22 protein-coding genes are annotated in these 26,373 nt (G+C 48.5%); 20 read left to right on the top strand and 2 right to left on the bottom strand.

Annotated features, from left to right (window positions below):
* Positions 1 to 7 precede the first annotated feature (7 nt).
* The 8 genes from glpK to J7E21_RS01940 all read left to right on the top strand — a co-directional run bounded on the left by glpK (position 8) and on the right by J7E21_RS01940 (position 10,378).
* Positions 8 to 1,510: a glycerol kinase GlpK gene (glpK, locus tag J7E21_RS01905; RefSeq protein ID WP_215104240.1), complete on the top strand. Its 1,503-nt coding sequence runs from the start codon at positions 8 to 10 to the stop codon at positions 1,508 to 1,510.
* Between the two features lie 139 nt (positions 1,511 to 1,649).
* Complete coding sequence (locus J7E21_RS01910; protein WP_215104242.1) at positions 1,650 to 3,323, top strand: glycerol-3-phosphate dehydrogenase/oxidase; 1,674 nt, start codon at positions 1,650 to 1,652, stop codon at positions 3,321 to 3,323.
* Between the two features lie 264 nt (positions 3,324 to 3,587).
* Positions 3,588 to 5,630, top strand: a complete 2,043-nt coding sequence (locus tag J7E21_RS01915) for a S8 family serine peptidase (protein WP_215104244.1) — start codon at positions 3,588 to 3,590, stop codon at positions 5,628 to 5,630.
* A gap of 160 nt (positions 5,631 to 5,790) precedes the next feature.
* A complete protein-coding gene (locus J7E21_RS01920; RefSeq protein ID WP_215104246.1) occupies positions 5,791 to 6,324 on the top strand; it encodes a divergent PAP2 family protein in 534 nt (177 codons plus the stop codon).
* 157 nt (positions 6,325 to 6,481) lie between these two features.
* Positions 6,482 to 6,853 (top strand): hypothetical protein, encoded by a 372-nt coding sequence (locus tag J7E21_RS01925; protein WP_215104248.1) that lies wholly within the window; start codon positions 6,482 to 6,484, stop codon positions 6,851 to 6,853.
* A gap of 771 nt (positions 6,854 to 7,624) precedes the next feature.
* Positions 7,625 to 8,140 carry a hypothetical protein gene (locus J7E21_RS01930; protein ID WP_215104250.1) on the top strand — a complete coding sequence of 172 codons (516 nt, stop codon included), beginning with the start codon at positions 7,625 to 7,627 and terminating at the stop codon, positions 8,138 to 8,140.
* Between the two features lie 90 nt (positions 8,141 to 8,230).
* Positions 8,231 to 8,632 (top strand): hypothetical protein, encoded by a 402-nt coding sequence (locus tag J7E21_RS01935; protein WP_215104252.1) that lies wholly within the window; start codon positions 8,231 to 8,233, stop codon positions 8,630 to 8,632.
* 315 nt (positions 8,633 to 8,947) lie between these two features.
* Positions 8,948 to 10,378, top strand: coding sequence for a trypsin-like peptidase domain-containing protein (locus J7E21_RS01940; RefSeq protein WP_215104254.1), 1,431 nt, complete (start codon positions 8,948 to 8,950; stop codon positions 10,376 to 10,378).
* A gap of 87 nt (positions 10,379 to 10,465) precedes the next feature.
* Here J7E21_RS01940 and J7E21_RS01945 read toward each other — a convergent pair whose 3' ends face one another.
* Positions 10,466 to 11,167 (bottom strand): class D sortase, encoded by a 702-nt coding sequence (locus J7E21_RS01945; protein ID WP_215104256.1) that lies wholly within the window; start codon positions 11,165 to 11,167, stop codon positions 10,466 to 10,468.
* Entirely contained in the window at positions 11,164 to 12,345 is a 1,182-nt protein-coding gene (locus J7E21_RS01950) for a processed acidic surface protein (RefSeq protein WP_215104259.1), read from the bottom strand. Before J7E21_RS01950 ends, J7E21_RS01945 begins: the two co-directional genes overlap by 4 nt.
* 215 nt (positions 12,346 to 12,560) lie before the next feature.
* On the opposite strand from J7E21_RS01950, the gene J7E21_RS01955 reads away from it, so the two are divergent.
* From J7E21_RS01955 to J7E21_RS02010, 12 genes are all read left to right on the top strand, one after another.
* Positions 12,561 to 13,883: a sigma 54-interacting transcriptional regulator gene (locus J7E21_RS01955; RefSeq protein ID WP_215104261.1), complete on the top strand. Its 1,323-nt coding sequence runs from the start codon at positions 12,561 to 12,563 to the stop codon at positions 13,881 to 13,883.
* Positions 13,883 to 15,193: an aspartate aminotransferase family protein gene (locus J7E21_RS01960; RefSeq protein WP_215104263.1), complete on the top strand. Its 1,311-nt coding sequence runs from the start codon at positions 13,883 to 13,885 to the stop codon at positions 15,191 to 15,193. Before J7E21_RS01955 ends, J7E21_RS01960 begins: the two co-directional genes overlap by 1 nt.
* A 34-nt stretch (positions 15,194 to 15,227) precedes the next feature.
* On the top strand, positions 15,228 to 16,592 hold the full coding sequence (locus J7E21_RS01965; protein WP_215104265.1) for a YjiH family protein: 1,365 nt from the start codon (positions 15,228 to 15,230) through the stop codon (positions 16,590 to 16,592).
* Positions 16,593 to 16,685: 93 nt separating this feature from the next.
* Positions 16,686 to 17,564: a UTP--glucose-1-phosphate uridylyltransferase GalU gene (gene galU / locus J7E21_RS01970; protein ID WP_215104267.1), complete on the top strand. Its 879-nt coding sequence runs from the start codon at positions 16,686 to 16,688 to the stop codon at positions 17,562 to 17,564.
* Positions 17,565 to 17,647: 83 nt separating this feature from the next.
* Positions 17,648 to 18,163: a hypothetical protein gene (locus J7E21_RS01975; protein WP_215104269.1), complete on the top strand. Its 516-nt coding sequence runs from the start codon at positions 17,648 to 17,650 to the stop codon at positions 18,161 to 18,163.
* A 413-nt stretch (positions 18,164 to 18,576) separates the two neighbouring features.
* Positions 18,577 to 19,338 carry a hypothetical protein gene (locus tag J7E21_RS01980; protein ID WP_215104271.1) on the top strand — a complete coding sequence of 254 codons (762 nt, stop codon included), beginning with the start codon at positions 18,577 to 18,579 and terminating at the stop codon, positions 19,336 to 19,338.
* A complete protein-coding gene (locus J7E21_RS01985) occupies positions 19,335 to 20,567 on the top strand; it encodes a glycosyltransferase family 2 protein (protein WP_215104273.1) in 1,233 nt (410 codons plus the stop codon). The genes J7E21_RS01980 and J7E21_RS01985 overlap by 4 nt, the downstream gene beginning before the upstream one ends.
* On the top strand, positions 20,564 to 21,601 hold the full coding sequence (locus tag J7E21_RS01990) for a hypothetical protein (RefSeq protein WP_215104275.1): 1,038 nt from the start codon (positions 20,564 to 20,566) through the stop codon (positions 21,599 to 21,601). The genes J7E21_RS01985 and J7E21_RS01990 overlap by 4 nt, the downstream gene beginning before the upstream one ends.
* 17 nt (positions 21,602 to 21,618) lie before the next feature.
* Positions 21,619 to 23,298 carry a DUF2334 domain-containing protein gene (locus J7E21_RS01995; RefSeq protein ID WP_215104277.1) on the top strand — a complete coding sequence of 560 codons (1,680 nt, stop codon included), beginning with the start codon at positions 21,619 to 21,621 and terminating at the stop codon, positions 23,296 to 23,298.
* A gap of 90 nt (positions 23,299 to 23,388) precedes the next feature.
* A complete protein-coding gene (locus tag J7E21_RS02000) occupies positions 23,389 to 24,162 on the top strand; it encodes a hypothetical protein (RefSeq protein WP_215104279.1) in 774 nt (257 codons plus the stop codon).
* Positions 24,159 to 25,139: a hypothetical protein gene (locus J7E21_RS02005; protein WP_215104280.1), complete on the top strand. Its 981-nt coding sequence runs from the start codon at positions 24,159 to 24,161 to the stop codon at positions 25,137 to 25,139. The genes J7E21_RS02000 and J7E21_RS02005 overlap by 4 nt, the downstream gene beginning before the upstream one ends.
* A 152-nt stretch (positions 25,140 to 25,291) precedes the next feature.
* On the top strand, positions 25,292 to 25,849 hold the full coding sequence (locus tag J7E21_RS02010) for a DUF4126 domain-containing protein (RefSeq protein WP_215104282.1): 558 nt from the start codon (positions 25,292 to 25,294) through the stop codon (positions 25,847 to 25,849).
* The last annotated feature ends 524 nt before the right edge of the window (positions 25,850 to 26,373 follow it).

The raw sequence follows: 26,373 nt of genomic DNA on the forward strand, positions 1-26,373 counted from the left end.
GATTCCATTGAATAAGAAATATATTTTATCGATCGATCAAGGAACGACCAGTTCACGCGCGGTCTTGTGGAACCATGCCGGTGAGGTTGTCGGCACAGGCCAGCAGGAATTCCAGCAGTTTTTCCAAAAACCAGGCTGGGTTGAACACGATGCTAGTGAAATTTGGACATCCGTTCTTGCATGCATCGCAGACGTATTGCGGAAAACGGACATCGATCCTGCGGAGATTTCCGGCATCGGTATCACCAACCAGCGCGAAACGACAGTCGTTTGGGACCGCCATACCGGAAAACCGGTTTATAAAGCGATCGTCTGGCAATCGCGCCAGACGGACGGCATCTGCAACGACTTGAAAGAGCGTGATTTGAACGAGACATTCCGCAAGAAGACCGGACTGTTGATCGACGCGTATTTTTCCGGAACGAAAGTCAAATGGATTCTCGACAATGTCGAAGGCGCCAGAGAAAAAGCGGATAATGGCGATTTGATGTTCGGAACGATCGACACGTGGCTCGTCTATAAATTGTCCGGCGGCGCTGTACACATTACCGATTACAGCAACGCATCCCGCACGCTGATGTACAATATTCATGAACTGAAATGGGACGATGAGCTGCTCGATATCCTGACGGTGCCAAAAAGCATGCTGCCGGACGTGCGCCAGTCATCTGAAGTTTATGCCAATACGATCGAATACCATTTCTTCGGCTACAGCGTGCCGATTGCCGGCATTGCCGGCGACCAGCAGGCGGCACTTTTTGGACAGGCGTGCTTTGAAAAAGGCATGGCGAAAAATACGTACGGCACCGGCTGCTTCATGCTCATGAACACCGGCGACAAAGCGGTCGAATCCGAACACGGACTTCTGACGACTTTGGCGTGGGGCGTAGACGGCAAAGTCGAATACGCACTCGAAGGCAGCATTTTTGTCGCCGGTTCGGCGATCCAGTGGCTGCGCGACGGGCTGCAAATCATCGATACGGCGCCGGAAAGCGAAGATTACGCAAACCAAGTGGAATCGACAGACGGCGTCTATATGGTGCCGGCATTTGTCGGGCTCGGCACGCCTTACTGGGACACCGATGCGAGAGGCGCGGTGTTCGGCTTGACGCGCGGCACGACCAAAGCGCATTTCATTCGCGCAACGCTCGAGGCGCTCGCATACCAGACAAAAGACGTGGTAGATGTTATGATTAAAGATGCAGGGATTGAATTGAAGACCTTGCGTGTAGACGGCGGTGCGGTCAGCAACGATATGCTGATGCAGTTCCAGTCAGATCTTCTTCACGTGCCGGTCGAACGTCCGCAAATCCAGGAAACGACGGCACTTGGCGCTGCATACCTTGCAGGCCTGGCGACAGGATTTTGGAAAGATAAAGACGAGATCGCCGCACAATGGCGAGTCGACAAAACGTATGAGCCGGCAATGTCGGATGAAACGAGCGAGCGTTTATACGCTGGCTGGAAAAATGCCGTAGCTGCGACTCGTACATTCAAACCCGTCAACTAAACTTACAAGTTAATAGCGAGAGATATATGGCCGGAGACACGGAGAGAGACCATGCCAGTACAGCAGAAGAAAATTCTGCGGCTGTGTACGGGTCTCTCTTTTTTTGTGTGGAAAATATTGGATAAGGAGTCGGTTAACAATGAAATTCTCAAGCTTTTTGCGTACTGAAAGTTACCAACAATTAGAACAAGCACCACTCGATGTATTGATCATCGGGGGCGGCATTACAGGAGCAGGTATTGCGCTCGACGCTTCAGCTCGCGGCATGCGCGCAGGCGTACTCGAAATGCAGGATTTTGCAGCCGGTACGTCCAGCCGCTCGACCAAGCTCGTCCACGGCGGCTTGCGCTACCTCAAGCAATTCGAAGTGAAAATGGTCGCAGAGGTCGGCAAAGAACGCGAAATCGTTTACGAAAACGGCCCGCACGTCACGACACCGGAATGGATGATGCTGCCGTTCCATAAAGGCGGCACATTCGGCCCGCTCAGCACGAACGTCGGCCTGCGCGTCTACGATTTCCTGGCAGGCGTCAAAAAAGGCGAACGCCGCCGCATGATGTCGCGTGACGAAGCATCGCACTTAGAGCCGCTTGTGAAACAAGACGGATTGAAAGGTGCGGGCTATTATGTCGAATATAAAACCGACGATGCCCGGCTGACGATGGAAGTGATGAAAAAAGCGGTCGAAAAAGGCGCGCTTGCATTAAATTATGTAAAAGTGAAAGGCTTCCTGTACGATAACGGCAAAGTGGTCGGCGTCGTGGCGGAAGACCAGCTCGACGGCAAAATTCACGAGATTTTTGCAAAAAAAATCGTCAATGCGGCAGGCCCGTGGGTCGACACTTTGCGTGATGAAGACAAATCGAAAAACGGCAAAACTTTGCAGCTGACAAAAGGCATCCACTTGGTGTTCGACCAATCGCGCTTCCCGTTGCGCCAGGCGATCTATTTTGATATGCCGGACGGCCGCATGGCATTCGCCATCCCGCGCCAAGGCAAAGTGTACGTCGGCACGACCGATACGGTGTATAAGCAGGACATTGCCCACCCGACGATGACGCGCGAAGACCGCGATTATGTGTTGGAGGCGGTCAACTTCATGTTCCCTGACGTGGTCATTTCGGCGGAAGACGTCGAGTCGAGCTGGGCCGGATTGCGTCCGCTGATCCACGAAGAAGGCAAAGACCCGTCAGAAATTTCCCGCAAAGACGAAATCTTCGTGTCGGCTTCCGGCTTGATTTCCATTGCGGGCGGCAAACTGACCGGCTACCGCAAAATGGGCGAGAACATCATCGACCTCGTCACCAAGCAATTGGAGAGCGAAACGGGCGCCACATTCTCGAAAGTCTCGACGAAGAAAATGGCGCTGTCCGGCGGGGAAGTCGGCGGATCGAAAGGGTTTAAAGAGTTGAAGGCAGATCGTCTAAACCGTTCGGCTGAGTTCGGCTTGACGGAGGATGCAATGGAATTGCTCGTCGACCGCTACGGCGCCAATGTCGATGTTGTGTTGTACTTCTATACGGAAGGGTTAACGGAAGCGGCCGACTTTAACCTCGATCCGCTCGTCTATGCGATGCTGCGCTACGGCATAGAAGCGGAAGCGGTATGCAAACCGGTCGACTTCTTCATTCGCCGCACAGGCGCCCTGTACTTTGATATCGATTGGGTACGTGCGCATAAAGAAGCAGTGAATAACTACATGGCAGATGTTTTCCGTTGGACTGCTGCCCAGCAGGAGCGTTATGTCTACGAATTGGACGTTTTGCTTCACGAAGCGGTCATTCCGACAGCCGTTTCGGAATTAAGCAAGTAACATGCACAAAAATCACAGTAGCCGCTTATCATCGATTTGATAAGCGGCTGCTTTTTTGACCAGATTATTAAATTTTATGTCAAAAGTGCTAAAATTTGATTAAAGTGGGGTAGAGAATAATATCCATTTCTTATTGAAATTCAAAAGAATTTTGACATTGTCTAGGCATTTGTCCGGAAAGGTCGTATAATTTCCGTATTAATGAATTGGAATTATCAGAAAACTTTGGGTGAATAGACTAACCGGACGGTGAGGAGAATGACCATGAAAAACATCACGACAGCTTTAGCGGCTATGACATTAGCCCTTTCTCTTATGGGAATTAGCACATTCGAAAACGCACAAGCAGCTGAGCAGCCAGTGACGGATCGCGTCATCGTTAAAATGAGCGAAACGGCTGGTCTGAATGTGTTCAGCACACAGAAAGTCCCCGTTTCGGGTGAAAACAGCGAGCGGATTGTCACGATTGATGTGCCGGAAGGGAAAAGTTTGAATTCGTTTATGGCCGAGCTGTTGAAACGGGCAGATATCGAACATGTCGAACCCGATCACCGGGTAGAACTGACCATCGTGCCGACCGATCCTTATTATAAAGGCTATCAATACCACCACCAGCGCATCGGTTCGGAAGCCGCTTGGCAAAAGACAACAGGCAAGCCGGATGTTCTTGTGGCGGTCATTGACGACGGCTTCGATTTAAAGCATCCCGATTTGAAAGGGCGCATCGTTGCCCCGTATAATGTCATTACGAAAAACGCCAATGTCAGTGTCGACGCGCACGGCACCCACGTTGCGGGGCTGATCGCGAGCGGCATGAACAATGGCGTGGGCGGCGTCGGCGTCGCACCGAACACGAGCATTATGCCGATCGATGTGTTTGACGGCGAAGTCGGTTATATTGCCGACGTCACAGCGGGCGTTTACCACGCAGTGGCTGCAGGGGCGGACATTATCAATTTGAGCCTCGGCGCTTATTTTAATGCCGATATTTTAGCGGAAGCTGTGCGCTATGCCCATGCACAAGGCGTACTGGTCATAGCGGCGGCGGGCAATGATAATATCGACTCCCCGCATTACCCGGCAGCTTACGGCGAAGTATTAGCTGTAGCCTCTACGGATGCGGTCGATAAACGATCCGGCTTCTCGAATTACGGCCTGTGGGTTGATATCGCGGCGCCCGGCAGCAATGTCTTCTCGATTTTACCGACCGATCCGAAGTTAGGATACGAACCATTCGGTGAAATGAGTGGGACTTCGATGTCGACACCGATTGTCTCAGGGGCTGCGGCGCTGTTGAAAGCGAAAGAGCCGAACTTGACGAACAATGATATTATGGGCCGCTTGATGCTGACAGCAACAGATCTTGGAGTGAAAGGGAAAGATCCCCTATACGGCTATGGGAGATTGGATGTGAACCAGGCGCTCACAATGGATGCGACGAAATGGTCAAACCGGATTGCAGGTGCGAGCCGCTATGAAACCGCGGTCAATATCTCCAAAGCCGGCTGGTCGGATTCTGCGACCGTAGTTATCGCTACGGGAACTGATTTCCCGGATGCTTTAGCGGGAGGACCGCTCGCTTACGGTGAGGGGGCGCCGATCCTTTTGACGAAAGGCGATTCGCTGCATCCGGCCACAGCGGCAGAAATTCGCCGGCTGAAAGCTAAAAATGCCATTCTGCTAGGCAGTACGGGCGCTTTATCAGCGAATGTCGAGGCCCAAATCAAAGCAATTGGGCTGTCGATTACCCGAATCGGCGGGAAAAGCCGTTATGAAACGGCGGCCATGATCGCGAAACGCATACCGAGCAATCGGGCGGTCATCACCAACGGCCAAAACTTCCCGGACGTTCTATCCGTTTCCCCGTATGCGGCAAAACAAGGCATTCCGATTTTGCTGACGCGGACGAAAACGTTGCCGACGGAAACGAAAGCGGCGCTCGCCGGAAAAAGTTCGACGATCGTAACGGGCGGAACCGGTGCAATCAGCGCTGAGGTGCTCAAACAATTGCCAGGAGCAAAGCGCTACGGCGGCGCGACACGCTATGACACGGGCAAATTGATCAACCAAAGTTTGCCGATGGGCAATCAAAAAGCGTTTGTCGCAACCGGTTTGAATTTCCCGGATGCGCTTGCGGGCTCTGTTCTAGCGGCAAAAATGGATGCGCCGATCTTGTTGACGGCAAAATATTCGGTGCCGCATTCGACGTATAGTTTGCTTCCGAATTATAAGAATTTCAGTATTTACGGAAATAAAGGAGCAGTCAGTGCGGAAGTTAAGTTTGAAATCGATAAGCTATTGAAATAATTCATTCCCCTCAGCGATGAGGGGAATTTTTTAATGGAAGCGAGCAGAACAAGGGTGTGAAAAAAACAATGCGCTCAGTACATAATCTTTAGCTGATGAGGGTAAAGAAAGTTATTGGGCGGCATAAGCCGCAGCAGTTATTGTATTGGAGGATGAAAAGATGAGAAAGATGAATCGCGGAATGATTACAGCGCTCGGAGCAATCAGTGTTGCTCAAGCATTAAAAATTGTAACCCACAAAGTGGTGGCCGGAAAATGGGATTGGCAGCAAGCGTTCACGACCGGCGGCATGCCAAGTTCCCACTCAGCTGGCGTAGCGGCACTCGCGTCATACGTTGCAGCCAATAAAGGCGCGCGCCATACGGAAACGGCGCTGGCCGTCGTATTCGGGGCCATCGTCATGTACGATGCACAAGGCATACGCCGCCATACAGGTGAAATTGCAAGACTGGTCAATGACTTAGAAGACAGCTTCATGAAGATTTCCGGAGAGTTCCCAAGTTTCGAGTTCACTGAGCGGGATAAAGATTTAAAAGAATTGCTGGGCCATCAGCCGGTGGAAGTCTTCGCAGGTGCAGGGTTCGGCATTTTGATGGGGGTTGTCTCCGCAAAACTCGAAAACCGCGAGCGGGAATTAGAGCAGCAAAAAAAACTTCCATACAACGGCCGCAAGACGAGAGCCGATTACAGATAACAAAAAGCCGCTGGCATGTGCCAGGGGTTTTTTTGTGCAGAAAACCAATGTAAAGTTTGTTAAGAGTTGGTGAAGTGTTGTGCCGAAGTAGTCATGAGTGAAGGGAAATCGGTTACTCTAGGAGTGAAGGCAGCCCCATTCAAAGGAGGAAAATCATTTGAAGATTTCTGCTCTGAACATTTCATTTTCGGCACTCGCTTTTGGACTGGTATTCATGGCGCATTATGAGCCGGCCGCATTCGCTCATGAGTCTGCACAGGGCGGCAAGACATACGAACCGGGGCGGGAAGTGATCGAACGTCTGGGTCCGCATGAACATGCAGTAATGGAAGACTTGGCACAGCTGGAGCGGCAAGTGGAGAGCAAAGAATCTTTGACGATTGAAGAATATCAGGCGGTTCAAGGACAGTTGGATGAACTGTTGCAGCGGGTCAATGAAGAAGCGAAGGTGAGCGGCGAGGCGGATGCGGAGCTGTTCGGGGAAGTGTTGGAGATGCAGGAAGTCGTGGTTGGGATAGATGTTCGGTAAGCCGGGCTGAATATATAGGGAAGAGTGATGGGAGCGATGCTGCGGCGTTGCTTTTTTTAGATTTTAATAGGAAGTATTAGTGGTTGAGATTGCGCTGCAGGGGTCGATTGGGGCCCGCAATATGCGGGTCATGCAGTTAGTGCGACAGGATGTCGAGATCCAACTGCCCGGGTATGGGGCGGGCGTCGAGCCGATGTGCCGCAAAGTACGCGCCACATTTGTCTCGCCAGTCCCGCGCAGTCCCCCAGGCGTTGCCTCCCTTCCGCTTCATCTCTAATTTTATATTTCAGGTAGGTAATATCAGTTTCAAAATGAAGCAGCTGGAGATTTCTGCATAGGCTTGTAAAAGTTTAGGAAAAGGTGTGTGGGAGATTGCGCTGCAGGGAGGACGCTTGCCGGGGGGGCGGGCGTCGAGCCAATGTGCCGCAAAGTGCGCGCCACATTTGTCTCGCCAGTCCCGCGCAGTCCCCCAGGCGTCGCCTCCCTTCCGCTTCATCTCTAATTTTAAAATGGTGGTATGTTTCGTCGTTATCTAAAATTAGTAGAGTAAGCAGCAGCCACTTCTCAATGTGAAGAAGTTTTGTCACTCGGCATCTCCAAATTAATTTCATCACTTACAGCTCTAAATAAGTTCAGTCACTTAGCCGATGAAACAAATCAAGAGGGCAGCTTCATAACATGAGCACTTCAATGAAATCTTAAAGCCGCACCGCGCACACTGGCTAGCCGGAGCAAGGAGACAAGCGTTCTTCTTGGCTCCTGGCGAAAGGCATGCCCAAAGCGGAAGGCGACTGGTTCGCGATGAAACGATCCATGGACACATCACCTCACTCAAACTTTCAAAATGACCACAGACTACTCCAAATAAGCGCAACCACCCCGCGGATGATTCAAATCAACGGAATCATTTCATTACCTGTTAGCTTCAATGAAATCTCCAAGCCGCACCGCGCAAACGGGCTAGCCGAAGCAAGGAGACGACTGGCGAAGCCAGCTTGTCGGCTCCTGGCGAAAGGCATGCCCAAAGCGGAAGGCGACTGGTTCGCGATGAAACGATCCATGAACAAACCATCACACTCAAACTTTCAAAATGACCACGGACTACTCCAAATAAGCACACCCACCCAGCGGACAACTCGAATCAAAGGGTTCACATCATCACCCACAAACTTCAATGAAATCTCCAAGCCGCACCGCGCAAACGGGCTAGCCGAAGCAAGGAGACGACTGGCGAAGCCAGCTTGTCGGCTCCTTGCGAAAGGCATGCCCAAAGCGGAAGGCGGCTAGTTCGCGATGAAACGATCCATGAACAGACCATCACACTCAAACTTTCAAAATGACCACAGACTACTCCAAATAAGCGCAACCACCCCGCGGATGATTCAAATCAACGGAATCATTTCATTACCTGTTAGCTTCAATGAAATCTCCAAGCCGCACCGCGCAAACGGGCTAGCCGAAGCAAGGAGACGACTGGCGAAGCCAGCTTGTCGGCTCCTGGCGAAAGGCATGCCCAAAGCGGAAGGCGACTGGTTCGCGATGAAACGATCCATGAACAAACCATCACACTCAAACTTTCAAAATGACCACGGACTACTCCAAATAAGCACACCCACCCAGCGGACAACTCGAATCAAAGGGTTCACATCATCACCCACAAACTTCAATGAAATCTCCAAGCCGCACCGCGCAAACGGGCTAGCCGAAGCAAGGAGACGACTGGCGAAGCCTGTTTGTCGGCTCCTGGCGAAAGGCATGCCCAAAGCGGAAGGCGGCTAGTTCGCGATGAAACGATCCATGGACACATCACCTCACTCAAACTTCTAAAATGACTACGTACTCCTCTAAATATGTACACCCAACCTGCTGACGAATTGAATCATAGTAACTTATTATCAGAGAAATTGAAAATGAGAAGCAGATTTCTTAGTTCTAATGACTAAACCTAGTTCAAAACTTCTGTTTTGAATTTTGAAACATATTACCAAATGAGGACAAAATATTACAAAAGCAACCTAAGGTGGAGGTTTGGCGTTCTAAGGTTTATAATGAAGAAAATTCGGGGATAAGAAATGTCCGGCAGGAGGTACAGCTATGGAATGCACAAAATGTGGAGCTGCAAACAGCGAAAATGAAAAGTTCTGTAAAAAATGTGGAGCTACAATGACCACGCGAAAAACACGCAAGCCAAAGCGCAATAAATTCCTCTATGCACTCGTGTTATTGGTGGCGTTTTTGGGATTAGGGTTAGGACTTAGCCAATTGATTGGGAACGATGAACCGGAACAGGCTTTGCCGCAGGAAGAAACCGAATCGGCCGAGGAACAAGTAGTCGAGGAAGAGCCGGTTGAAGAACCAGCAGAAGTTGAAGAAGAAATGCCGGTTGAAGAACCTGAAACACAAGTGTCATCGGAAGAGCAGGTCGAAGGAACTGTAACAAAGGCAGAGAACATTACGCATCCTTCCGATCAGGAAGAAAAAGTGGAGCCAAAAAAAGTTGATAAAACCGCAATTATCAAAGGGGCGCAATCGCGTGTCTACACCATTTTGACTGAAGGCGGCCAAGGCTCCGGGTTCTTGTTCACGGAGACAGGCATGGTCGTGACAAACGCTCACGTAGTGGCAGGGTATACGGATGTTATTGTCCGCAATGTTAACGGCCAGGACCAGGAGGGAACGGTTGTCGGGATTTCAGCAGAATCAGACATCGCACTTATCCAAGTGAAAGACTTGACCGGTATTGAACCGCTGGAAGTAGAGATGGCGGGGACTGCTGTCGGTACGGAAGTCATTGCACTGGGCAGCCCGTCCGGTTTTGAAAATACCGCTTCGATGGGCTATTTGACCGGCATCGATCGTGATTTCTACCAGGAGTTTACGTATGAGGATATTTACCAGATTGATGCAGCACTTGCCCCAGGATCAAGCGGCGGCCCGCTGCTCGATGCAGGAACCGGAAAAGTGATCGGCATCAACTCGCTGTTGTTCCCGGATGGCGATTCGATCGGCTTCTCGATACCGATGTATTCGATGTATGCCCAATTGGATAGTTGGGCCAAGTCGCCGATGGGCCGCGAAGCAGTCGCGGCAATCTTCCCGGTGTATGATGACTTCGATAGTTATGAAGACGACAATTACGAGTTTGATTATAGTACGACACATGAGTTTACGGATGAATCTTTGAGAGAGTTTGTTACGAGCTATCAAGAGTTTTATGAGCTCGCGCTAAATGAAGAAGATTTCTATTATGTCCAAAACTTGCTCGTGTACCAAAGCGATATTTACAACAGCATGATTGAATATATCGATCAGATTGCCGGAAAGGGCATGGAACATAATTTCAATAAACTGGATATTACCGGTGTTGAAATTAAAGAAGACCATGCGATGGTCCAGACGAATGAAGCCTTTGAATTCAAGGATGCACAGGGCAATTGGTCGCTGCAAGAGCGCAGCAAAGTTTACACCATTGTCATGGATGATTACGGGTTCTTCTATGTTTCCGATATCGTCAACGTCGAATAGCATGAAATGTCCTGAATCCTGCATTCAGGGCATTTTTTTATAGAACAAAAAAGCGCCGCATCCATCATGGATGCAGCGCTTTTTGTGTCAGCTGCTCGATACGAGGTCAGCGATCAGGATGTAGCGGTCAGGTGCATATCCGGCAAAATCGAATGGATAGCAGGTCGATACGGTAAGTGTTGCTTTTGGTTTTGGGACGATGACAGTACGGTCGTCTTCATCGACGATGCGCACTTGTCTGACGCGGTACGTAAACGTGCCATCTGCGGTATGGACGATAAACTCATCGCCTTTGCCGACTTTGCCGAGTTCCCGGAACACAGTGTCGCGATGTCCAGATAGGACCGAGTTATCGGATTGTCCAGGCAAGACGCTACTCGCGTAATGACCGACGCCTTTTTCGAGCTCATCTTCGTCGGTGCCGTGGATGATCGGCAAACTTGCGCCGAGCTTCGGAATGACCAGTTCACCCATCAAATCCCCAATTTTAGGGTTTGATGGATAGTTGGCGGCAGTTTGGGTTGTAGCTGCTTCTGGTGATTCCTCGATGTTCTCATCTTCCACGACTTCTGTAATTTCCTCAACCGTTTCTTCTTTCTCCGGTAAGTAGATTGTTGCGTCGGTTGTCTGCAGCTTAGGTGCAAAATCTTCTGCAGAAACGGAATCCGCTTTATACAGCGTATAGCCTTTTAAAAACGTCGCTGCTTGTGTACCGCTAAACCATAAGCCAAATAAAATCATGCTGGCTGCCATGGCGGTGACGAGCCAGGAAGCTTTTTTCTTTGTCATGCTGCGCGTTTTGCCCGGTTGCGTCTTAATAGGAAAGCACCGAACAAGACGAAGCCGAGCCCGATGCCAGCATTTGTGGCAAAATCACTCGCCGTATTCGGCAATTTGCCGCCTTTGACAGTCTGGTTCGTCGTGCTTTCAACAGTTGCCTTCTGCGGGATTGTAGTAATGGTCGGCGTGCCGCCCAGTTCTTTGCCGGTATCGATGATCAGGTCAGACCCGAACATTTCAGCCGTCAACAAGATGTCCGCCAAGAAAATGCCTTGCAGGTTGTACAATTCGATCAATAAATCATAGCCGTCAGTTGTTTCCAAAGTGATGAGGGATTGGACACTCATTTCTTTTTTCTCATCGCCTTTGACGAAATAATACTTCGCTTCCATTTCAAAAAGCGTCATGAACTCATCGTAGATCGATAATAATTCTGCAATTTGTTCAGCGGTCAACTCCGTAACCGTCGAGAACTCCTCAATCGCCATCATGCGCTCGCTCAACTGGATCAGGCGTTCTTCGAATTCGGGATTCGTATAATCGATTGTTTCAAAATGCTCGAGAAGGCGTTCGAGCTCTTCCTCTGTCAAGCCGAATTCGGCAAACAAAGTGTCAAAATCGAAATCGCCGAGCCAGTCTTCCTGGTAGAACATGATTGAGCTCTCCAAGTCTTCGATAAACTCGTAGTTGTCGAGTGAATCATCGAATAGCTTGAGAAATTCCTCCAGTTCCAGTTTGGAAGAAAAACCGTATTCCGCCATCAATGTGGCCAATTTAGCATCCGAAATCGGCGTCCAGTCTTCTTGGTAGGATAAATAGAATTCGACATAAACAATAAGTTCTTCTGTAAAGATGATGTAAGTCCCATCAAGCACATCTTCGCCTTTGTCTATTTCCCCGAACTCCTCGAGCAAGCTATTCAATTCTGCACGAGTCAGATCGTACATTTTCAAAACTTTGGATACTTCAGTTTCAGAAAGCGGGGTACCAAGTTCATCGACCGAGTCGAATTCATCCAGTGACCACTCTTTGCTGTCCAAGTATGCTAAATAATCCGCTTTTTCCCATTCGATGCTTTGCAAAAAGCGGTCGAAATCGCGGCTTTCCTGTGAAATGGCGAACGCGGGGATTGCCCCGGTCGTTATGGCCAGCAAGAGGGAAGTGATAATCGTTAACGCTGCTTTCATGTGAAACCTCCTATATGTGTAATAAATGGAATATCTAGAATAGTATAGTCTTGAATTGAGTCTTTTGGAATAGGTATTTAAGATTATAAAAAAGTTGTTGGTACACGTACGGGTGCTGTTAATTAGACTATTTGAGGGAATTATTGAAATTATCTTGCTTTTCAATTATTCAATAACGTATAGTCTATACAATAATGAATAAACGAGGTGAAAAGATGCACCGACATTTGCTCGTACCGGATGCAAAAGAAGAAGTAATGGCGATGCACGATGAGGATATCATCATCACGAACCGCGCTGGCCGCATCCTCAAAGTTACAGAGCTGAGCGGCCAGCATTACGGTGTCGCGCCGCAAGCGCTGCTCGGGCGGTCAATTTACGAACTGGAACAAGAGGGTTTATTCACACCAGCTGTTACGCCGCTAGTCATCGAACGCAAGAAAAAGTTGGTGCTCGTCCAGGAAACGGCGACAGGCAAAAAGATGCTCATTACCGGAATACCGGTTTTCGATGAACAGCGAGAAGTGGAATTCGTCATCAGTTATTCTTATGAAGTATCGGAATTGATGGTTATGAAAGAATACTTGGAATCGCTGGAAACTGAAATGGGCCGCGTCAAAGGAGAGCTGGCTCACCTCCGCGGCAGGCAACTGTCCATCGGCGGCGTCATCTCACAAAGCATACAGACAGAACGCGCGCTACGCAGTGCGCTGAAGCTTGCCGAGTACGACGCAGCGATCGTTATTGAAGGACCTAGAGGGGCGGGTAAAAGCCTGTTCGCAAAAATCATTCATCAACATAGCGAGAGAAGCGGCGAAGCGTTTATCGAAGTGGATTGCGGTGCTGTGCCGGAGACGATTTTTGTGGAATCGTTCGAAGGAGAGAGCGGTTATTTCGATCTGGCAGAGCGGGGCACGCTCGTCTTGAATGAAATCGACCGCCTATCCGAACGGACGCAGTCGATTTTAGAGAAAATGCTTTCACAAAAACGCGATATCCGGCTGATCGCCATCAGTGATACTTCATTAGAAAAACGGATGCACAGCGGGGAATTCCGGGAAGCTTTGTTTTATCAGCTGCACGTGTCGCTCATTCAACTGCCTGGGCTGCGTGAGCGTCCGGAAGACTTGGAAGCGTTCCTCATTCAAACCGTTGAGGAACTCGGGCGAAAATACGGTGCAATCAAAAAACTCTCAGATGAGGCCTATGTCCACCTGTTGCAGTTGGACTGGAAAGGCAATTTCCGGGAAGTGCGCAACGTGCTCGAACGCAGTTATTTGGAAAGTGAGCAAGCGGAGATCGGGCTGGACGATTTGCCAATCAACTACCGGCCGGCAGAAGACGAGCAAGTCGGCATCGAGTTAGCGGGACGCACCTTGCCGCATTTGCTGGATGTGGTGGAGAAAAAAGTGCTGGAAAATGCCAAAAAACGTTACCGAACGACGACCGAGATGGCGGAGCGGCTCGGTATCAGCCAGCCGTCCGTAGTACGCAAATTGAAAAAACATGCAATCGCAACAGGAAAGGATGAAGCATAATGACTGAAAAACAAACGAAGGATTGGTTGGGAATGACCCATTCGATAGGTAATCTGCTGGCGCCGAGCATGGCGAAGGACCATCCGAATCTGCCGGTCGTCAAAGCGGAAGGCTGTTATTATTACGGCGCGGATGGCCGTACGTATTTGGATTTCACGTCCGGAATTGCAGTGGAGAACGTCGGCCATCGCCACCCGAAAGTCGTCCAGGCGATCAAAGACGGGGCGGACCATTTGATCCACGGGCCGTCCGGCGTCATCATCTACGAATCGATCTTGAAACTCGCATATGAGTTGCAGCAGATAATGCCTGGAAAGCTCGATAACTTCTTTTTCGCCAATAGCGGTACAGAAGCGATCGAAGGCGGCATCAAGCTGGCAAAATACGTAACGAAACGACCGTACGTCGTCTCGTTCACGGGTTGTTTCCACGGCCGTTCGATGGGTGCGTTGAGCGTTTCGACATCGAAAAGCAAATACCGTAAACATATGCAGCCCTCGTGGCTGACGTATCAATTGCCGTATGCGCATCCGGATGATTTGCCGGAATCCGCGGACCCGAAAGTGTTTTTCCCGGAAAAACTGGAGCGCGACATCGAGAAGCTCTTCAACCACCAAGTGACGCCGGAAGAAGTGGCGTGCATCATCTTGGAGCCGGTGCTCGGTGAAGGCGGCTATATCATCCCGCCGAAAGCGTGGCTCGAAAAAGTGCGAGAGATTTGCGACCGCCACGGCATACTGTTGATTTTCGATGAAGTGCAAACCGGGTTTGGGCGCACCGGCAATTGGTTCGCCGCGCAAACTTTCGGTGTGACACCGGACATTATGGCTGTTGCGAAAGGCATCGCAGCTGGGCTTCCGCTCAGTGCCACGGTCGCGTCAAAAGAATTGATGGACCAATGGCCGCTCGGAACGCATGGCACGACGTTCGGCGGCAATCCGCTCGCATGCGCTGCAGCTCTTGCTTCTATAGAAGTGCTGAAAGAAGAGCGCTTGTTGGAAAATGCCCAAACGCTCGGAGCGTATGCACTGGAAGAGCTGGAGAAACTGAAACAACAGCATGCATGTATCCGTGAAGTGCGCGGTGTCGGGCTGATGATCGGCATCGAACTGATGGATACAAAAACAAAGCGCCCGGACGGGGAAGCGGTCATGACCGTGTTGGACGATTGCCTGAAGCAAGGGGTGCTGTTCTATTTATGCGGCAATTCAGGCGAAGTCATCCGTATGATCCCGCCGCTCACCGTGACAAAAGAGCAAATCGATGAAGGCATCCGCGTGCTCGATCGGGCGCTCGCGAACTTGCAGTAACAATTGAAGGGGACTAAAAAAGGGGGAACTGTTCATGACAAGCATTCCAAAAGAAACGCAGAAGTTACCACCATCCGCCACCTGGAAATTTCTCGTTCCGTCATTGATCGGGGCACTGCTGTTTCTTGTGCCGGTTTCATATGACGGGCAAATCACCATAGGGGTCGGCATACTCGCCTCATTCCTGCTCTCTACTTTCGGGGAGTGGATTCCTGGATTCATTGTGATTCTTCTAGGCTTCTCCGCAGTCGCAGGGCTGGTGGCAACTATTGCAAGACCTGCCTTTATCCAAGATTCCGCTATGCTGCGTCCAATCTTCATTGTCGGACCGTTTGGCTTATTGATCCGTTTCATCGGGTTTGCAGTCGGAGTCATGGCATTTTATGAAATCGGGCCTGAAGCAATCGCTTCTCGCAATACCGGCGGCGTCGTGTTGTATGACCTGGCGCCGGTCCTGTTGACTTGGTTTTTGTTTGCCGGCATACTGTTGCCGCTTCTTGTCGAGTTCGGCTTGATGGAGTTTGTCGGGACTTTGCTCAATAAAATCATGCGCCCAGTGTTCACGCTTCCTGGCCGCTCTTCCATCGATGCGATGGCATCCTGGATGGGTGCGGCGCCGGTCGGGGTGTTGGTCACGATGAAGCAATACGACGAAGGCTATTACACGAAGCGCGAAGCTTCCGTCATCGCGACGACTTTCTCGATCGCTTCCATCGCTTTCAGCCTGGTGGTCGCAAACGTCATCGGCATCGGCCATTTGTTCTTGCCGTTTTACTTGGCAGTCTCGGTCGCATGCCTCGTGGCAGCAGTCATCATGCCGCGCATCCCGCCATTGTCTCGCAAAGTCGATACATATAGGGAAGGTGTCGGAAAGCAAATTGATGATACCGTCCCAACGGATGTTTCCTTAGTTAAATGGGGCTTTGAAGCCGCACGCTCAAAAGCGAATCGTGCAGCAAGCGGCAAAAAACTGGTTCAATCCGGTGTCGGTACCGTCATGGATATCTGGCTCGGTTTGATTCCGCTAGTCATGGCGCTCGGTACAGCAGCACTGGTCATCGCGGAATATACACCGATCTTCAGAATCATCTCTTACCCCCTCATTCCGCTACTTACGCTAATGGGATTGCCTGAAGCGGCAGCAGCGGCACCGACTTTGCTCGTCGGATTTGCGGATATGTTCTTGCCTGCAGTTCTCGGCAGCGGCATCGAAAGCGATCTGACGAAATTCGTTATCGCCGGCATGTCGCTTACGCAATTGATTTACATGTCCGAAATCGGCATCCTGATTTTGCGGTCGAATATTCCCGTGAAACTTTGGGAACTTGCCGCAATCTTCTTATTGCGCACAGCGATCACATTGCCGATCATCGTGTTGTTTGCACACCTGTTTGTCTAAAGAAGAGCCTCCGCCAGTGCGGAGGCTTTTTTGCATTTCCGAATCAATGCTATACTCACAAGAAAACAACTGCATTTGGAAAGGGGAGATTCCATGAAAGTAACGAAAGCGATCATTCCGGCAGCTGGACTCGGCACCCGTTTTTTGCCTGCGACAAAAGCGATGCCGAAAGAAATGCTGCCGATTGTCGACAAGCCGACCATCCAGTATATCGTCGAAGAAGCGATTGCATCGGGCATCACGAGCATACTTATCGTTACCGGCAAAGGCAAGCGGGCGATTGAAGATCATTTCGACCACGCGTTTGAGCTCGAACACATACTCAGGGAAAAAGGGAAACTTGATATGCTCGATTCAGTTCTCGCCACGTCCGAAGTGGAAATCCATTACATACGCCAGAAGCAGCCGCTCGGACTCGGCCATGCGGTATGGTCTGCGCGCCATTTTATCGGGGATGAACCGTTTGCGGTGCTGCTCGGCGATGACATCGTCCAAAACGATCCACCGGCACTGCTGCAGCTGATGGAACAGTTTGAAAAAACGGATAGCCCGGTGATCGGGGTCAAGGAAGTAAGTGGAAGTGAAACGCACCGATACGGTATTATCGCACCGACAGAGACGGAGGGGGCGCTCATGGCAGTCGATCATTTCGTCGAAAAGCCGGACCCGGGAACAGCGCCTTCCAATTTTGCCATCATGGGCCGTTACGTGCTGACGCCGGAAATATTCCGATTGCTCGCTGAACAGCAACCTGGAGCTGGCGGGGAGATTCAATTGACCGATGCCATCGAAAGGCTCAACGCAATTCGCCCAGTTCACGCATTTGCCTTTGAAGGCAAACGCTATGACGTCGGGGAGAAATACGGCTTTATTGAAACCACCATCGAATTTGCGCTGCAACGGCCGGAATTGAAACAACAGCTGCTCGACCTATTCGAAAAAAAGCTGGAAGAGGAACGGAAGGGAAAATAACTTTTATGTGATTGAATTTTCTGATAAAAAATGACATACTTATAGTATGTTCAATCTAATAGATGGAGCGGAGGAGGAATTCGATGATTACAGAAGATGACATTCATGTCGATTACCGGATCCAAATGAAGGCAGGCACAGAAATCTTTACATGTGTAGCAGATTGTACACTGAAAGGTGAAGAAGAGTCGGCGCAAGTTGGTGATGCTCATTTCTATTTGTTCAACCCACAGCGCAGTTCGCTCGAATCGCTGGCAATGTACGCCGGGGAAATTTCGGAAGGTTTGGGCGATGTCTACCGGGATTTAAAGCATATCCCGGACATTGATGATGTGTTCGGCCTTATAGCGGTTTTTGATGATCTGCAAGTCGTCGAAGAAGAGCGCAACAAAGGCATCGGCGAATCGTTCGGCCAAAAGTTGATCGAAGAATTGCGCTTTTTGGATGTCGAGCTATTGGTTGTCATCCCTGGTTACTATACGAATACTTCAAAGCAGGACGAGGCGTATAATAAAAGGATCCGTGCTTACTATAAGAAGAATGGCTTTAAGCGATTGAAGAAGAATACGGACAATCCAGTCATGTATACGTATTTATAGCTAGCAGCAAAAACCGCCGATTCGGCGGTTTTTTTATTGGCTAAAAAGTGAAGCGAGTGAGCAAAAATAAGCTTCTTTATGGATGTTTTTATGTGATATGCCTTAAAAGTTCAAATTCACGGAAATTAACTAAAATTTTTTTGAAATTCATTCACATTTTATGTATGCGCTTCCAGAGTTGCTGTGAGGCACCTGTTAAGGCTTTATTCACTCGAAATATGATATCTGAAAATTTGGTTTAAATAGATAATAATACCTACTTTTATCGATAAAAAACAGGGCATTAATACTGACAATACTTTTTGCACTAGTTATTAACGAGTTTATGTAGTAGAATAGGTTTATAATATTTCAATATTTCTAATGTTGAAATAAATAACGGGTATTTAAACCTAGATGATGGGGTGGGCAGAATGAAAAATAATTTGAAGCTTGGAGTTTTGATCTTGATGGTGCTTGGATTCGGGGGGGCATTATTCTCGCTAGTTCTACCGTTTTCTACCGAAATGCTTTTGGTGGCGGGGCTTTCCATCCTCTTCATGACCTTGATCCACGAGCGTTACGTATTCCTTTATGGGATAAGCGTCATTTTGAGCTATGGGATATTTTTGACAATATTCGCCTTTTTCTTCACCCAGCGTCCCGACTTGGAACTGATGTACATCTACAGCCACTTATTGTTCACCGGCTTTGTCTTGTCGTTCTGGCTCTTGCTGCATCAAATCAAGAATATCGGCTACGAAGCGAGCGAGTTGCGCCGGCAAGTGCAGTTGCTTCAGAAATATCACGGCGAAACCGATATTCTGACGGTCAACGAGTTTACGGAACAAGCGCAATGGCTGCTGAAGACGACGGAGCGCCGCCAGGAAGAAGCGTGGTTTGTCGAAATTACCATCAATACGAAAAACAAGCGGACACAGCAAAACATTAAAGAATCGCTTGAGCGGGCTACCTTATCAACAATTCGCCAAAAGTACGATTTGGCGACTTCGACGGGGCAATCGATTTATCTGGTGCTAAAAGATATCGATGAAGAAGGCGTCCGCCAAATGCTTGAGCGTTACCGTGACAAAGTGAAACAGGAGCTGAACTTGCTCGACTCGCCTTATGAAGTGAGAAAGGAGCAAGTGTCGAATATCAACGAATTGTCACGTGCTTTAGGTAGAGCGGTATGAATATATTCATCGGATTCATCGTTGTCTTATTCTGGATTTTGCTGCTGTTCTATTCCGCGGTGACAATCGGTGGGGTCTGGTACCGGCTCCGGTTCAAGAATCCGCCGAAAATCGATAAATATCCGAGTGTGGCCGTGCTGATCCCCGCCCATAATGAAGAAATCGTCATCGAAAATACCTTGCGCGCGATGGCTAGATTGAAATATGAAGGAAAACTTGATATTTATGTGCTGGACGACAGTTCAAAAGATGGGACAGCTGGGATTGTCCAGGAGTTTGCGGAAGTATTTTCCCGTATTCATTACATTCCGGTTCCACCAGGCAATCCGAAAGGCAAATCACGGGTGTTGAATTATGGCTTGAGCATTACCAACTCGGAATATTTTGTCGTTTATGACGCTGATAATGAACCTGACCCGGATGCACTGGAAAAGCTGGTTCAAGCGGCAGAAACAGTTCCGAATGCTGCAGGAGCCGTCGGGTATGTCAAAACGAAAAACGTCGACACGAATATATTAACCCGCATGATCGCACTTGAATTCCAAGTGTTCCAACTGCTTATGCAATGCGGACGCTGGGCGCTTTTCAAAATCGGCTCACTCGCCGGCACGAATATGCTGCTGCGTCGTTCGGTCATTGAAAAGCTTGGAGGCTATGACGTCTACGCACTGGCAGAAGATGCAGAGCTGACAGTCCGTTTGGCGGCTGCTGGCTATGTCTTGCCGGTAATCCCGACTTCGCATACGTGGGAGCAGGAACCGGAGACTTTAAAAGCGTTCATCAAACAACGGACGCGCTGGCTGACAGGAAACTTGTATTTATTGGAGAAATCTTTGAAAGAGCGGTCACATTGGAAGGGCAGAACGTTCATTCTCAGCTTGCAGCATCTTTTCACCTATTTGATATTCGTGCTCATGCTGCTGGTTTCCCATATCTTTTTCATTTTAAGTGTATCGGGTGTAGATATACCAATTATCTCCGCGCCGCTAATGATGCTTTGGTTTATGACGTATATCGTCTATACCGCCCAACTCTTAAGCGCTTTAGTCGTCGACCGGAACGTCTCGTTGACAAATGTGCTTTTCGTATTAGTCATGTATTTCACCTATGCACAGTTGTTCCTCCTGTTGTTGGTACTCAGCATCACAAAATACACTTGGAGCAAACTGCGCAAAAAAACAATTGCTTGGGACAAAACCCAGCGCTTTAGAGGGAGAGTGGATTCATGAGGAAATGGCTTTTGCCGCCCGTAGCGCTCTTGTTGCTCCTAAGTGCTTGCGATGACGGAGCGAGTGAACCGGCGCCTGAACCAGATAAACAACCTGAAGTTGAAGAGCAGCCAGAAACAGAGGAACAGGCGGTAGAGCAAAAGGGAGTACCTGAAGATTTTGGAGAACGTTATTTTGATCAAAATAACTTTATTCACGCATATCCGGACGCTTTGGATTCTCAGTTTTTGTCCGAAAGCATAGGTTTGTATATGGAGTATTTGGTCATGATGGAAGACGAGGAGAAGTTCGCTGAACAATATGACAACCTCATGAGCGAATTTGTGGTCGAAGAAGGAGAAAACTTTTTCATCAATTGGCTCATCTTTGAAGATGCGACAGTCAATGCATTGATTGATGATATCCGAATTGCCGCGGCGCTGCGTGAAGCAGACGAGTTGTTCAATCGCCCGGAATATTCCGAAACAGCAGATCGGATAATCGAGACGATTTCCCGTATTCAGACAAATAATGATTACACGGTCGATTATTACGATTGGGAAGTGGAATATCCAGCGCAGCGCGTGACCTTGAGTTACTTGATCGCTGATGTGCCGGAAGATATGAATGCAGACCGTTTGCTTGAAAATGTGGAAGCGGATGCTGTTTTCTTTCCTGAATATTTTGATGTGGCAGAAGAAATGTATGTGAAAAATGAAGTAGTTCATATGATTGATCAATTGCTCATAGCGATCAACCGGGAGCGGATTGGACTATCTTCGGACGTATTTGAAGAATGGCTGAAAACTGAATGGGAAGAAGAGGGCCGGCTGTTCGGCAGGTACGATCGGGAGACTCAAGAAGCAAGGGTCACATATGAATCACTTGCAATGTACTTTTATATGAATGAATATCTTCTTGCCATTGGTGAAGATGAAGCGGCAGAAGAAGTGAAAGCTCGTGCGACAGAAGTGACAGAAGCCAATGATAACGGAGAAACGCATTTCTTCGATTTTATCCATTACCATCTCATGATGGAAGATGAGACGAAATAAGAGAGGGGGCGCTGCTTGTGAAAAATCAATTAGCTGTTATGATGCTGATCGCCGCATTGGTTATTGCCCCTTGGCATAAAGCATCTGCCGATGAGCCAGCAAGCGACGAACCGAAAGTTTTGATTTTGTATCATGCAGAAGAAGTGACGCAAAAAGAGGAAGTTCCAATCTTGGATATGTTGGTCGGCCATTTTTCTTCGGACATCACCATTCAATCGATCGAAGAAGCTGCTGCTGAATACGAGAAAGGCGATTATACGCACGTGATTTATCTTGGTTTAGGTGAACGGCAATTGACTACGGAAGAATTGTTTATCGTTGACCAATACGATGACATCAATAAAATGTTCATCGGAAACTATTTTGAATATTTTACTGATTCACATGATCTCAGTCTCCGTGATTTCCGGACGATGGATTCGATTACCGGGGATGGGATGGAAATCCCGCTCCCTGAAGGAAAAGACATGATGCTTATCAATGGCATCGAGCAAATGGAAGTGCTGTTCGAAGGACATGCCGAAGACGGCAACCATCCACTGATCTTCAAGAACGGGCAGCTTTACTATGTCGCTGCGAACTCGATTACAGGGAATCTCAGTGATGCAATCGGGGAGTCGCTATTCGATTTCTTCGACGCCGAGAAATCACCGCCGAAGAAACTGATCCGTTTGGAAGACATCCATCCGAGAAGCGATCCGGTGCTCGTCAAGCAAGTCGGTGATTATTTGGCAGAGCGTAACATTCCTTATGCGGTGACTGTTATTCCGGTTTACACTAATCCAGAAACCGGCCAGAATATCCATTTGGCCCAATCAATCGAACTGGTGGATGTATTGCAGGAAATGCAAAATAATGGCGCCAGTTTGATTCAGCACGGATACTATCACCAATACCGTGCAGATGAAACCGGCGAAGGCTTCGAATATTGGGATGTGGACCATGACCGTCCAATCTTCCAATCCAATGAAGATGAAGTTCGGCTGCGCGAAGATTTTGCTTCGGAAGAAGAATACGAAGAGTTCGTGCAAAATGTCGGCTTGCCATACGAGCAAACACATATCTATAAGTCGATTGTGGACGGTGTTTATGAAATGACGGCAGAAGGGCTTTATCCGATTGCGTTCGAAGCACCCCATTATTCGATGTCGCAAACTGGATACGAGGAACTGTCGAATTATTTCACAACATACGTCGGGCAGATTCAAATTTCCGACCGAACTTATGACGGAACGTTCGCGCCAGTCTATGAAACGGAGTCAGCAGGACTTCATGGCATGAAACTGTATCCGGAAAGGCTCGGCTACATCAATCCGGATAACCCGGATGCGGTGGATGAAATGATGGCGGAGGCTGATTACGTCTCCCAATTCAGCAGTAGTTACTTGGCGTTTTTCTACCATCCATATCTCGGTATTGAAACGTTCGAGGAAGTGATGGACGAGTTTGAGAAGTTCGATGAATACGAATGGGTCGACTTGAAACAAATGGATCATAAAACAGAAGTTGACGGCATCGTTGTGGAAACATCTGGTGGAGATATCAATGTATCGCGCCCGATGAGTGTACTGGTTGCTCAAACGACAAGAGATTTGTGGTGGGTGTCGATACCGATTGCTATTTTCATCATCATTGCAATCATTACGCTTATCCAAAAACTCCGTAAGCGCAAACCAGAAAACGAGTTTTTTCAGTAGCAATGATGAACTAAAGTGATTGAAAGAAAAAATGGAGCAGAGAATTTCTCTGCTCCATAGTTTTTTCTTGCAAGCTAGTGTAAGATAATTTTGGTAAAGAAATTCAAAATATTTTTGATTTTTTACCAAATATTTTACAAGAGAGAGAATAAAATGAATAGATTAAAATTATTACCATTGTATATTGTGTTAGCGTTTTTTTCAGGAGCATTATTATTGTATGTTCGCTGGCCTTTTTATGAACAAGCCTTATTAGTCGCAATAGTCTCAGTGCCGGCCATTTTTTTGCTGTCAAAAAAGTGGATACCGGTCTTTTTGTTTGGCGTTTTGATTTTATCCATTGGCTATGCGTCGCAAGAACCTGCTTTTGTTTTGACTTCCATTGGCACTTATTTCTTGTTGTCTATATTCCAGTTTTCACTCTGGTCAACGGCGGATAAACTGAAGCAAACCGCGGATGAAACAGACCGGCTCAGGGAGCAGTATGATTTTTTGTCGCAAAAGAACGGCGAGCTTCGGGTGTTGAGTTTGCAGGAATTCATTGAACAGGCACTTTGGATGATGAAGACGTCTACTCACAAAGAGCGGACATGGTTTATGGAAGTGGTGCCGGCGATGAATTGCCCAGTACTGACCGCGGAATTGGAGCAAGTTGCCCTCTGCTCTATTGCCAGTGGGCGTGATTTGGTGACCAGCAAAGAAGGAAAAGTTTATCTGCTTGTGAAAGAAACAGAGGAACAGGCACTTCAGCCATTGATCCATAGTTTTGAGAAAGCTATGCATGCAGAAGACCATATCTTCGCTTATGAAATAAGGAAAACACGCATTACGAAGGTTGCTGAAATGAGGAGTTTATTAAGTTGAAGCGGACAAGCAGAAATGGATTAACATTATTAATGATCGTCAACAGTTTGATTTTTGGAATCGGGGGATGTGCAGTGGCTAAAGGACAGGAAACTACAGTTCAGCAATTAGTCGATTCTCATTACGTCAACGATGAAGGGGTAATCCACGCATACCCAAATGATGAAACTTCGGAATACCTTTCTGAAAGCATTGGCTTGTATATGCAGTATTTGCTCCAAGTCAACGATGAGCAAGGTTTCGGGAAGCAGGTGGAAATTCTGACGGACCATTTTCTCATCGAACAGGATGGCCAGTATTTCGTGCCTTGGCGCCTGTACGAAAAAGCGAATGTCAATGCATTGATTGACGATGTCCGCATTGCGGCGGCATTGAAAAATGCAGCTAAAGCCTTTAATGAGCCTGATTTCCTTGTTCTTGCTGAGCAAATATTGTCTTCGATTAGATCGCGGCAACATCAAGGCGGCATTGCCGTGGATTATTATGATTGGTCGTATGGGGTGGCAGGCAAGCGCCTGACCCTCAGCTATTTGATCAACGAATTAACCGTGTCTGCCGATTCATTCGACATGCTTGAAGCTGAAAAAGAACAGACTTTTTTTCCGGAGTATTATGATTTTGATGGAAAGCGCTATGTAGAAAGCGGCGAAGTGCATATGATTGATCAATTGTTGATAGCCATCAACCGTTTTGATCAAGGCCTCCCGTCACCTCGATTCGACAGCTGGCTTATGGCGGAATGGGAAGAAAAAAGTATGCTGGCTGGCCGTTTTGACCGGGATACTGGAGCCCCGACAGTCGATTACGAGTCACTTGCTGTCTATTATTATTTATGGCAATACTTCGAAAGAATCGAGCAGCCCAGATTTGCGGAAGAAGCGGCAAAGCAGGCAGAGTTGGTAACGGACGGGGAAGTGCCGGGAGAATTGCACTTTTTCGATTTTATTCATTATCAAATGATGATGGCGGATCAATGAGCAGTTGCCTCGATAGAACTGACGGGAAAGGGTAAACTCTTTTCCGTCTTTTTTGAAAAATGAACATCTTGACTGGAGAGTTCGAACCGATTTGTTAGTTTCATTTCTATAAGGGTATGGAATAGGTAAAAGAACATACTGGAGGTGGTTCGATGGAAATGGTTCTTGCGGTTTTCGTCGGTCTGGCATTAAGTGCAACGGTAGGCTTTCGTATTTTCACTCCGTTATTGCTCACGGGCATCTTTGAACGTATAGATTGGATCACTTTATCCGAAGGCTTCAGCTGGGTGGGCAGTACGCCTGCACTCATTGCTTTTGGAGCCGCTACAATATTTGAAGTTCTGGTCAATTATATTCCTGCGGTCGGTTCATTTATGAAGTTGATTTCTACTCCTGTTGCTGCGTTGGCGGGAATTTTACTGACGGCTGCGTTCATCGGGGATATGAATCCATTTTTGGAATGGTCGATTGCGATTATCGGCGGCGGTGGAGTCGCTACGGTGTCTCATGCCACATTGACGGCAGTTAAAGGGGTCAGTGATACTACGCTGGTAGGTCCGGCGGTATCGGTGGCTGAAGATGTAACGGCAACAATTGCGCCGATTTTAATCTTTTTGATGCCAGTGCTGGCGATCGTCTTTTTGCTGATTATGGCTTTCGTCATCTATCGTCTATATAATCGGTTTCTCCGGAAAAGGCAGCCGGCTTGATTTGAAGTATGGAAGCAAATGAATAAGTTCAGCTAACCTTCACTTGTTCATTTGCTTGGTCCCCAGGCCTAGGAGTCGGTAGTTTCCGCTCCGTCTCTAGGTTTATAGTGGTTAATCGTTTTTATGTCCTCTTATAAAAGTGAGTCAAAAAAGATGTCTTAGACTTTTCATCTTTAAATAGCTAGCGCTATTGGACTGCGCTTCAGGGGCACGCTTGCCGGGGGGGCGGGCGTCGAACCAAGGTGGCGCAAAGGGCGCGCCACCATTGTTTCGCCTGTCCCGCTCGGTCCCCCAGGCGTCGGCCCCTTCCGCTCCGTCTCTAGGTTTAGAGTGGTTTGGAATTTTCTTGACCTCTGGTAAACAGGGTGTAAGAAAAGATGTCCCAGACCTTTCAAGTCTAATTTGCTGGTGCTAAGACTGCGCTCCAACAGCGGCTTTCCGGGGCGTCGAGCGTCGAGTAAATGTGCCGCATAGAACGCGCCACATTTGACTCGCTAGTCCCGCGCGGTCCCCTAGGAGTCGGC

Source organism: Planococcus sp. ISL-109 (assembly GCF_018613655.1).
Classification (GTDB): domain Bacteria; phylum Bacillota; class Bacilli; order Bacillales_A; family Planococcaceae; genus Planococcus.

What these genes read in the sequence shown, in the direction of transcription:
- J7E21_RS01910 (WP_215104242.1), top strand. Translation starts at nt 1,650, where the DNA reads ATGAAATTCTCAAGCTTTTTGCGTACTGAAAGTTACCAACAATTAGAA.
- J7E21_RS01915 (WP_215104244.1), top strand. Translation starts at nt 3,588, where the DNA reads ATGAAAAACATCACGACAGCTTTAGCGGCTATGACATTAGCCCTTTCT.
- J7E21_RS01920 (WP_215104246.1), top strand. Translation starts at nt 5,791, where the DNA reads ATGAGAAAGATGAATCGCGGAATGATTACAGCGCTCGGAGCAATCAGT.
- J7E21_RS01930 (WP_215104250.1), top strand. Translation starts at nt 7,625, where the DNA reads ATGCCCAAAGCGGAAGGCGACTGGTTCGCGATGAAACGATCCATGGAC.
- J7E21_RS01935 (WP_215104252.1), top strand. Translation starts at nt 8,231, where the DNA reads ATGATTCAAATCAACGGAATCATTTCATTACCTGTTAGCTTCAATGAA.
- J7E21_RS01940 (WP_215104254.1), top strand. Translation starts at nt 8,948, where the DNA reads ATGGAATGCACAAAATGTGGAGCTGCAAACAGCGAAAATGAAAAGTTC.
- J7E21_RS01945 (WP_215104256.1), bottom strand. Translation starts at nt 11,167, where the DNA reads ATGACAAAGAAAAAAGCTTCCTGGCTCGTCACCGCCATGGCAGCCAGC.
- J7E21_RS01950 (WP_215104259.1), bottom strand. Translation starts at nt 12,345, where the DNA reads ATGAAAGCAGCGTTAACGATTATCACTTCCCTCTTGCTGGCCATAACG.
- J7E21_RS01955 (WP_215104261.1), top strand. Translation starts at nt 12,561, where the DNA reads ATGCACCGACATTTGCTCGTACCGGATGCAAAAGAAGAAGTAATGGCG.
- J7E21_RS01960 (WP_215104263.1), top strand. Translation starts at nt 13,883, where the DNA reads ATGACTGAAAAACAAACGAAGGATTGGTTGGGAATGACCCATTCGATA.
- J7E21_RS01965 (WP_215104265.1), top strand. Translation starts at nt 15,228, where the DNA reads ATGACAAGCATTCCAAAAGAAACGCAGAAGTTACCACCATCCGCCACC.
- galU (WP_215104267.1), top strand. Translation starts at nt 16,686, where the DNA reads ATGAAAGTAACGAAAGCGATCATTCCGGCAGCTGGACTCGGCACCCGT.
- J7E21_RS01975 (WP_215104269.1), top strand. Translation starts at nt 17,648, where the DNA reads ATGATTACAGAAGATGACATTCATGTCGATTACCGGATCCAAATGAAG.
- J7E21_RS01980 (WP_215104271.1), top strand. Translation starts at nt 18,577, where the DNA reads ATGAAAAATAATTTGAAGCTTGGAGTTTTGATCTTGATGGTGCTTGGA.
- J7E21_RS01985 (WP_215104273.1), top strand. Translation starts at nt 19,335, where the DNA reads ATGAATATATTCATCGGATTCATCGTTGTCTTATTCTGGATTTTGCTG.
- J7E21_RS01990 (WP_215104275.1), top strand. Translation starts at nt 20,564, where the DNA reads ATGAGGAAATGGCTTTTGCCGCCCGTAGCGCTCTTGTTGCTCCTAAGT.
- J7E21_RS02010 (WP_215104282.1), top strand. Translation starts at nt 25,292, where the DNA reads ATGGAAATGGTTCTTGCGGTTTTCGTCGGTCTGGCATTAAGTGCAACG.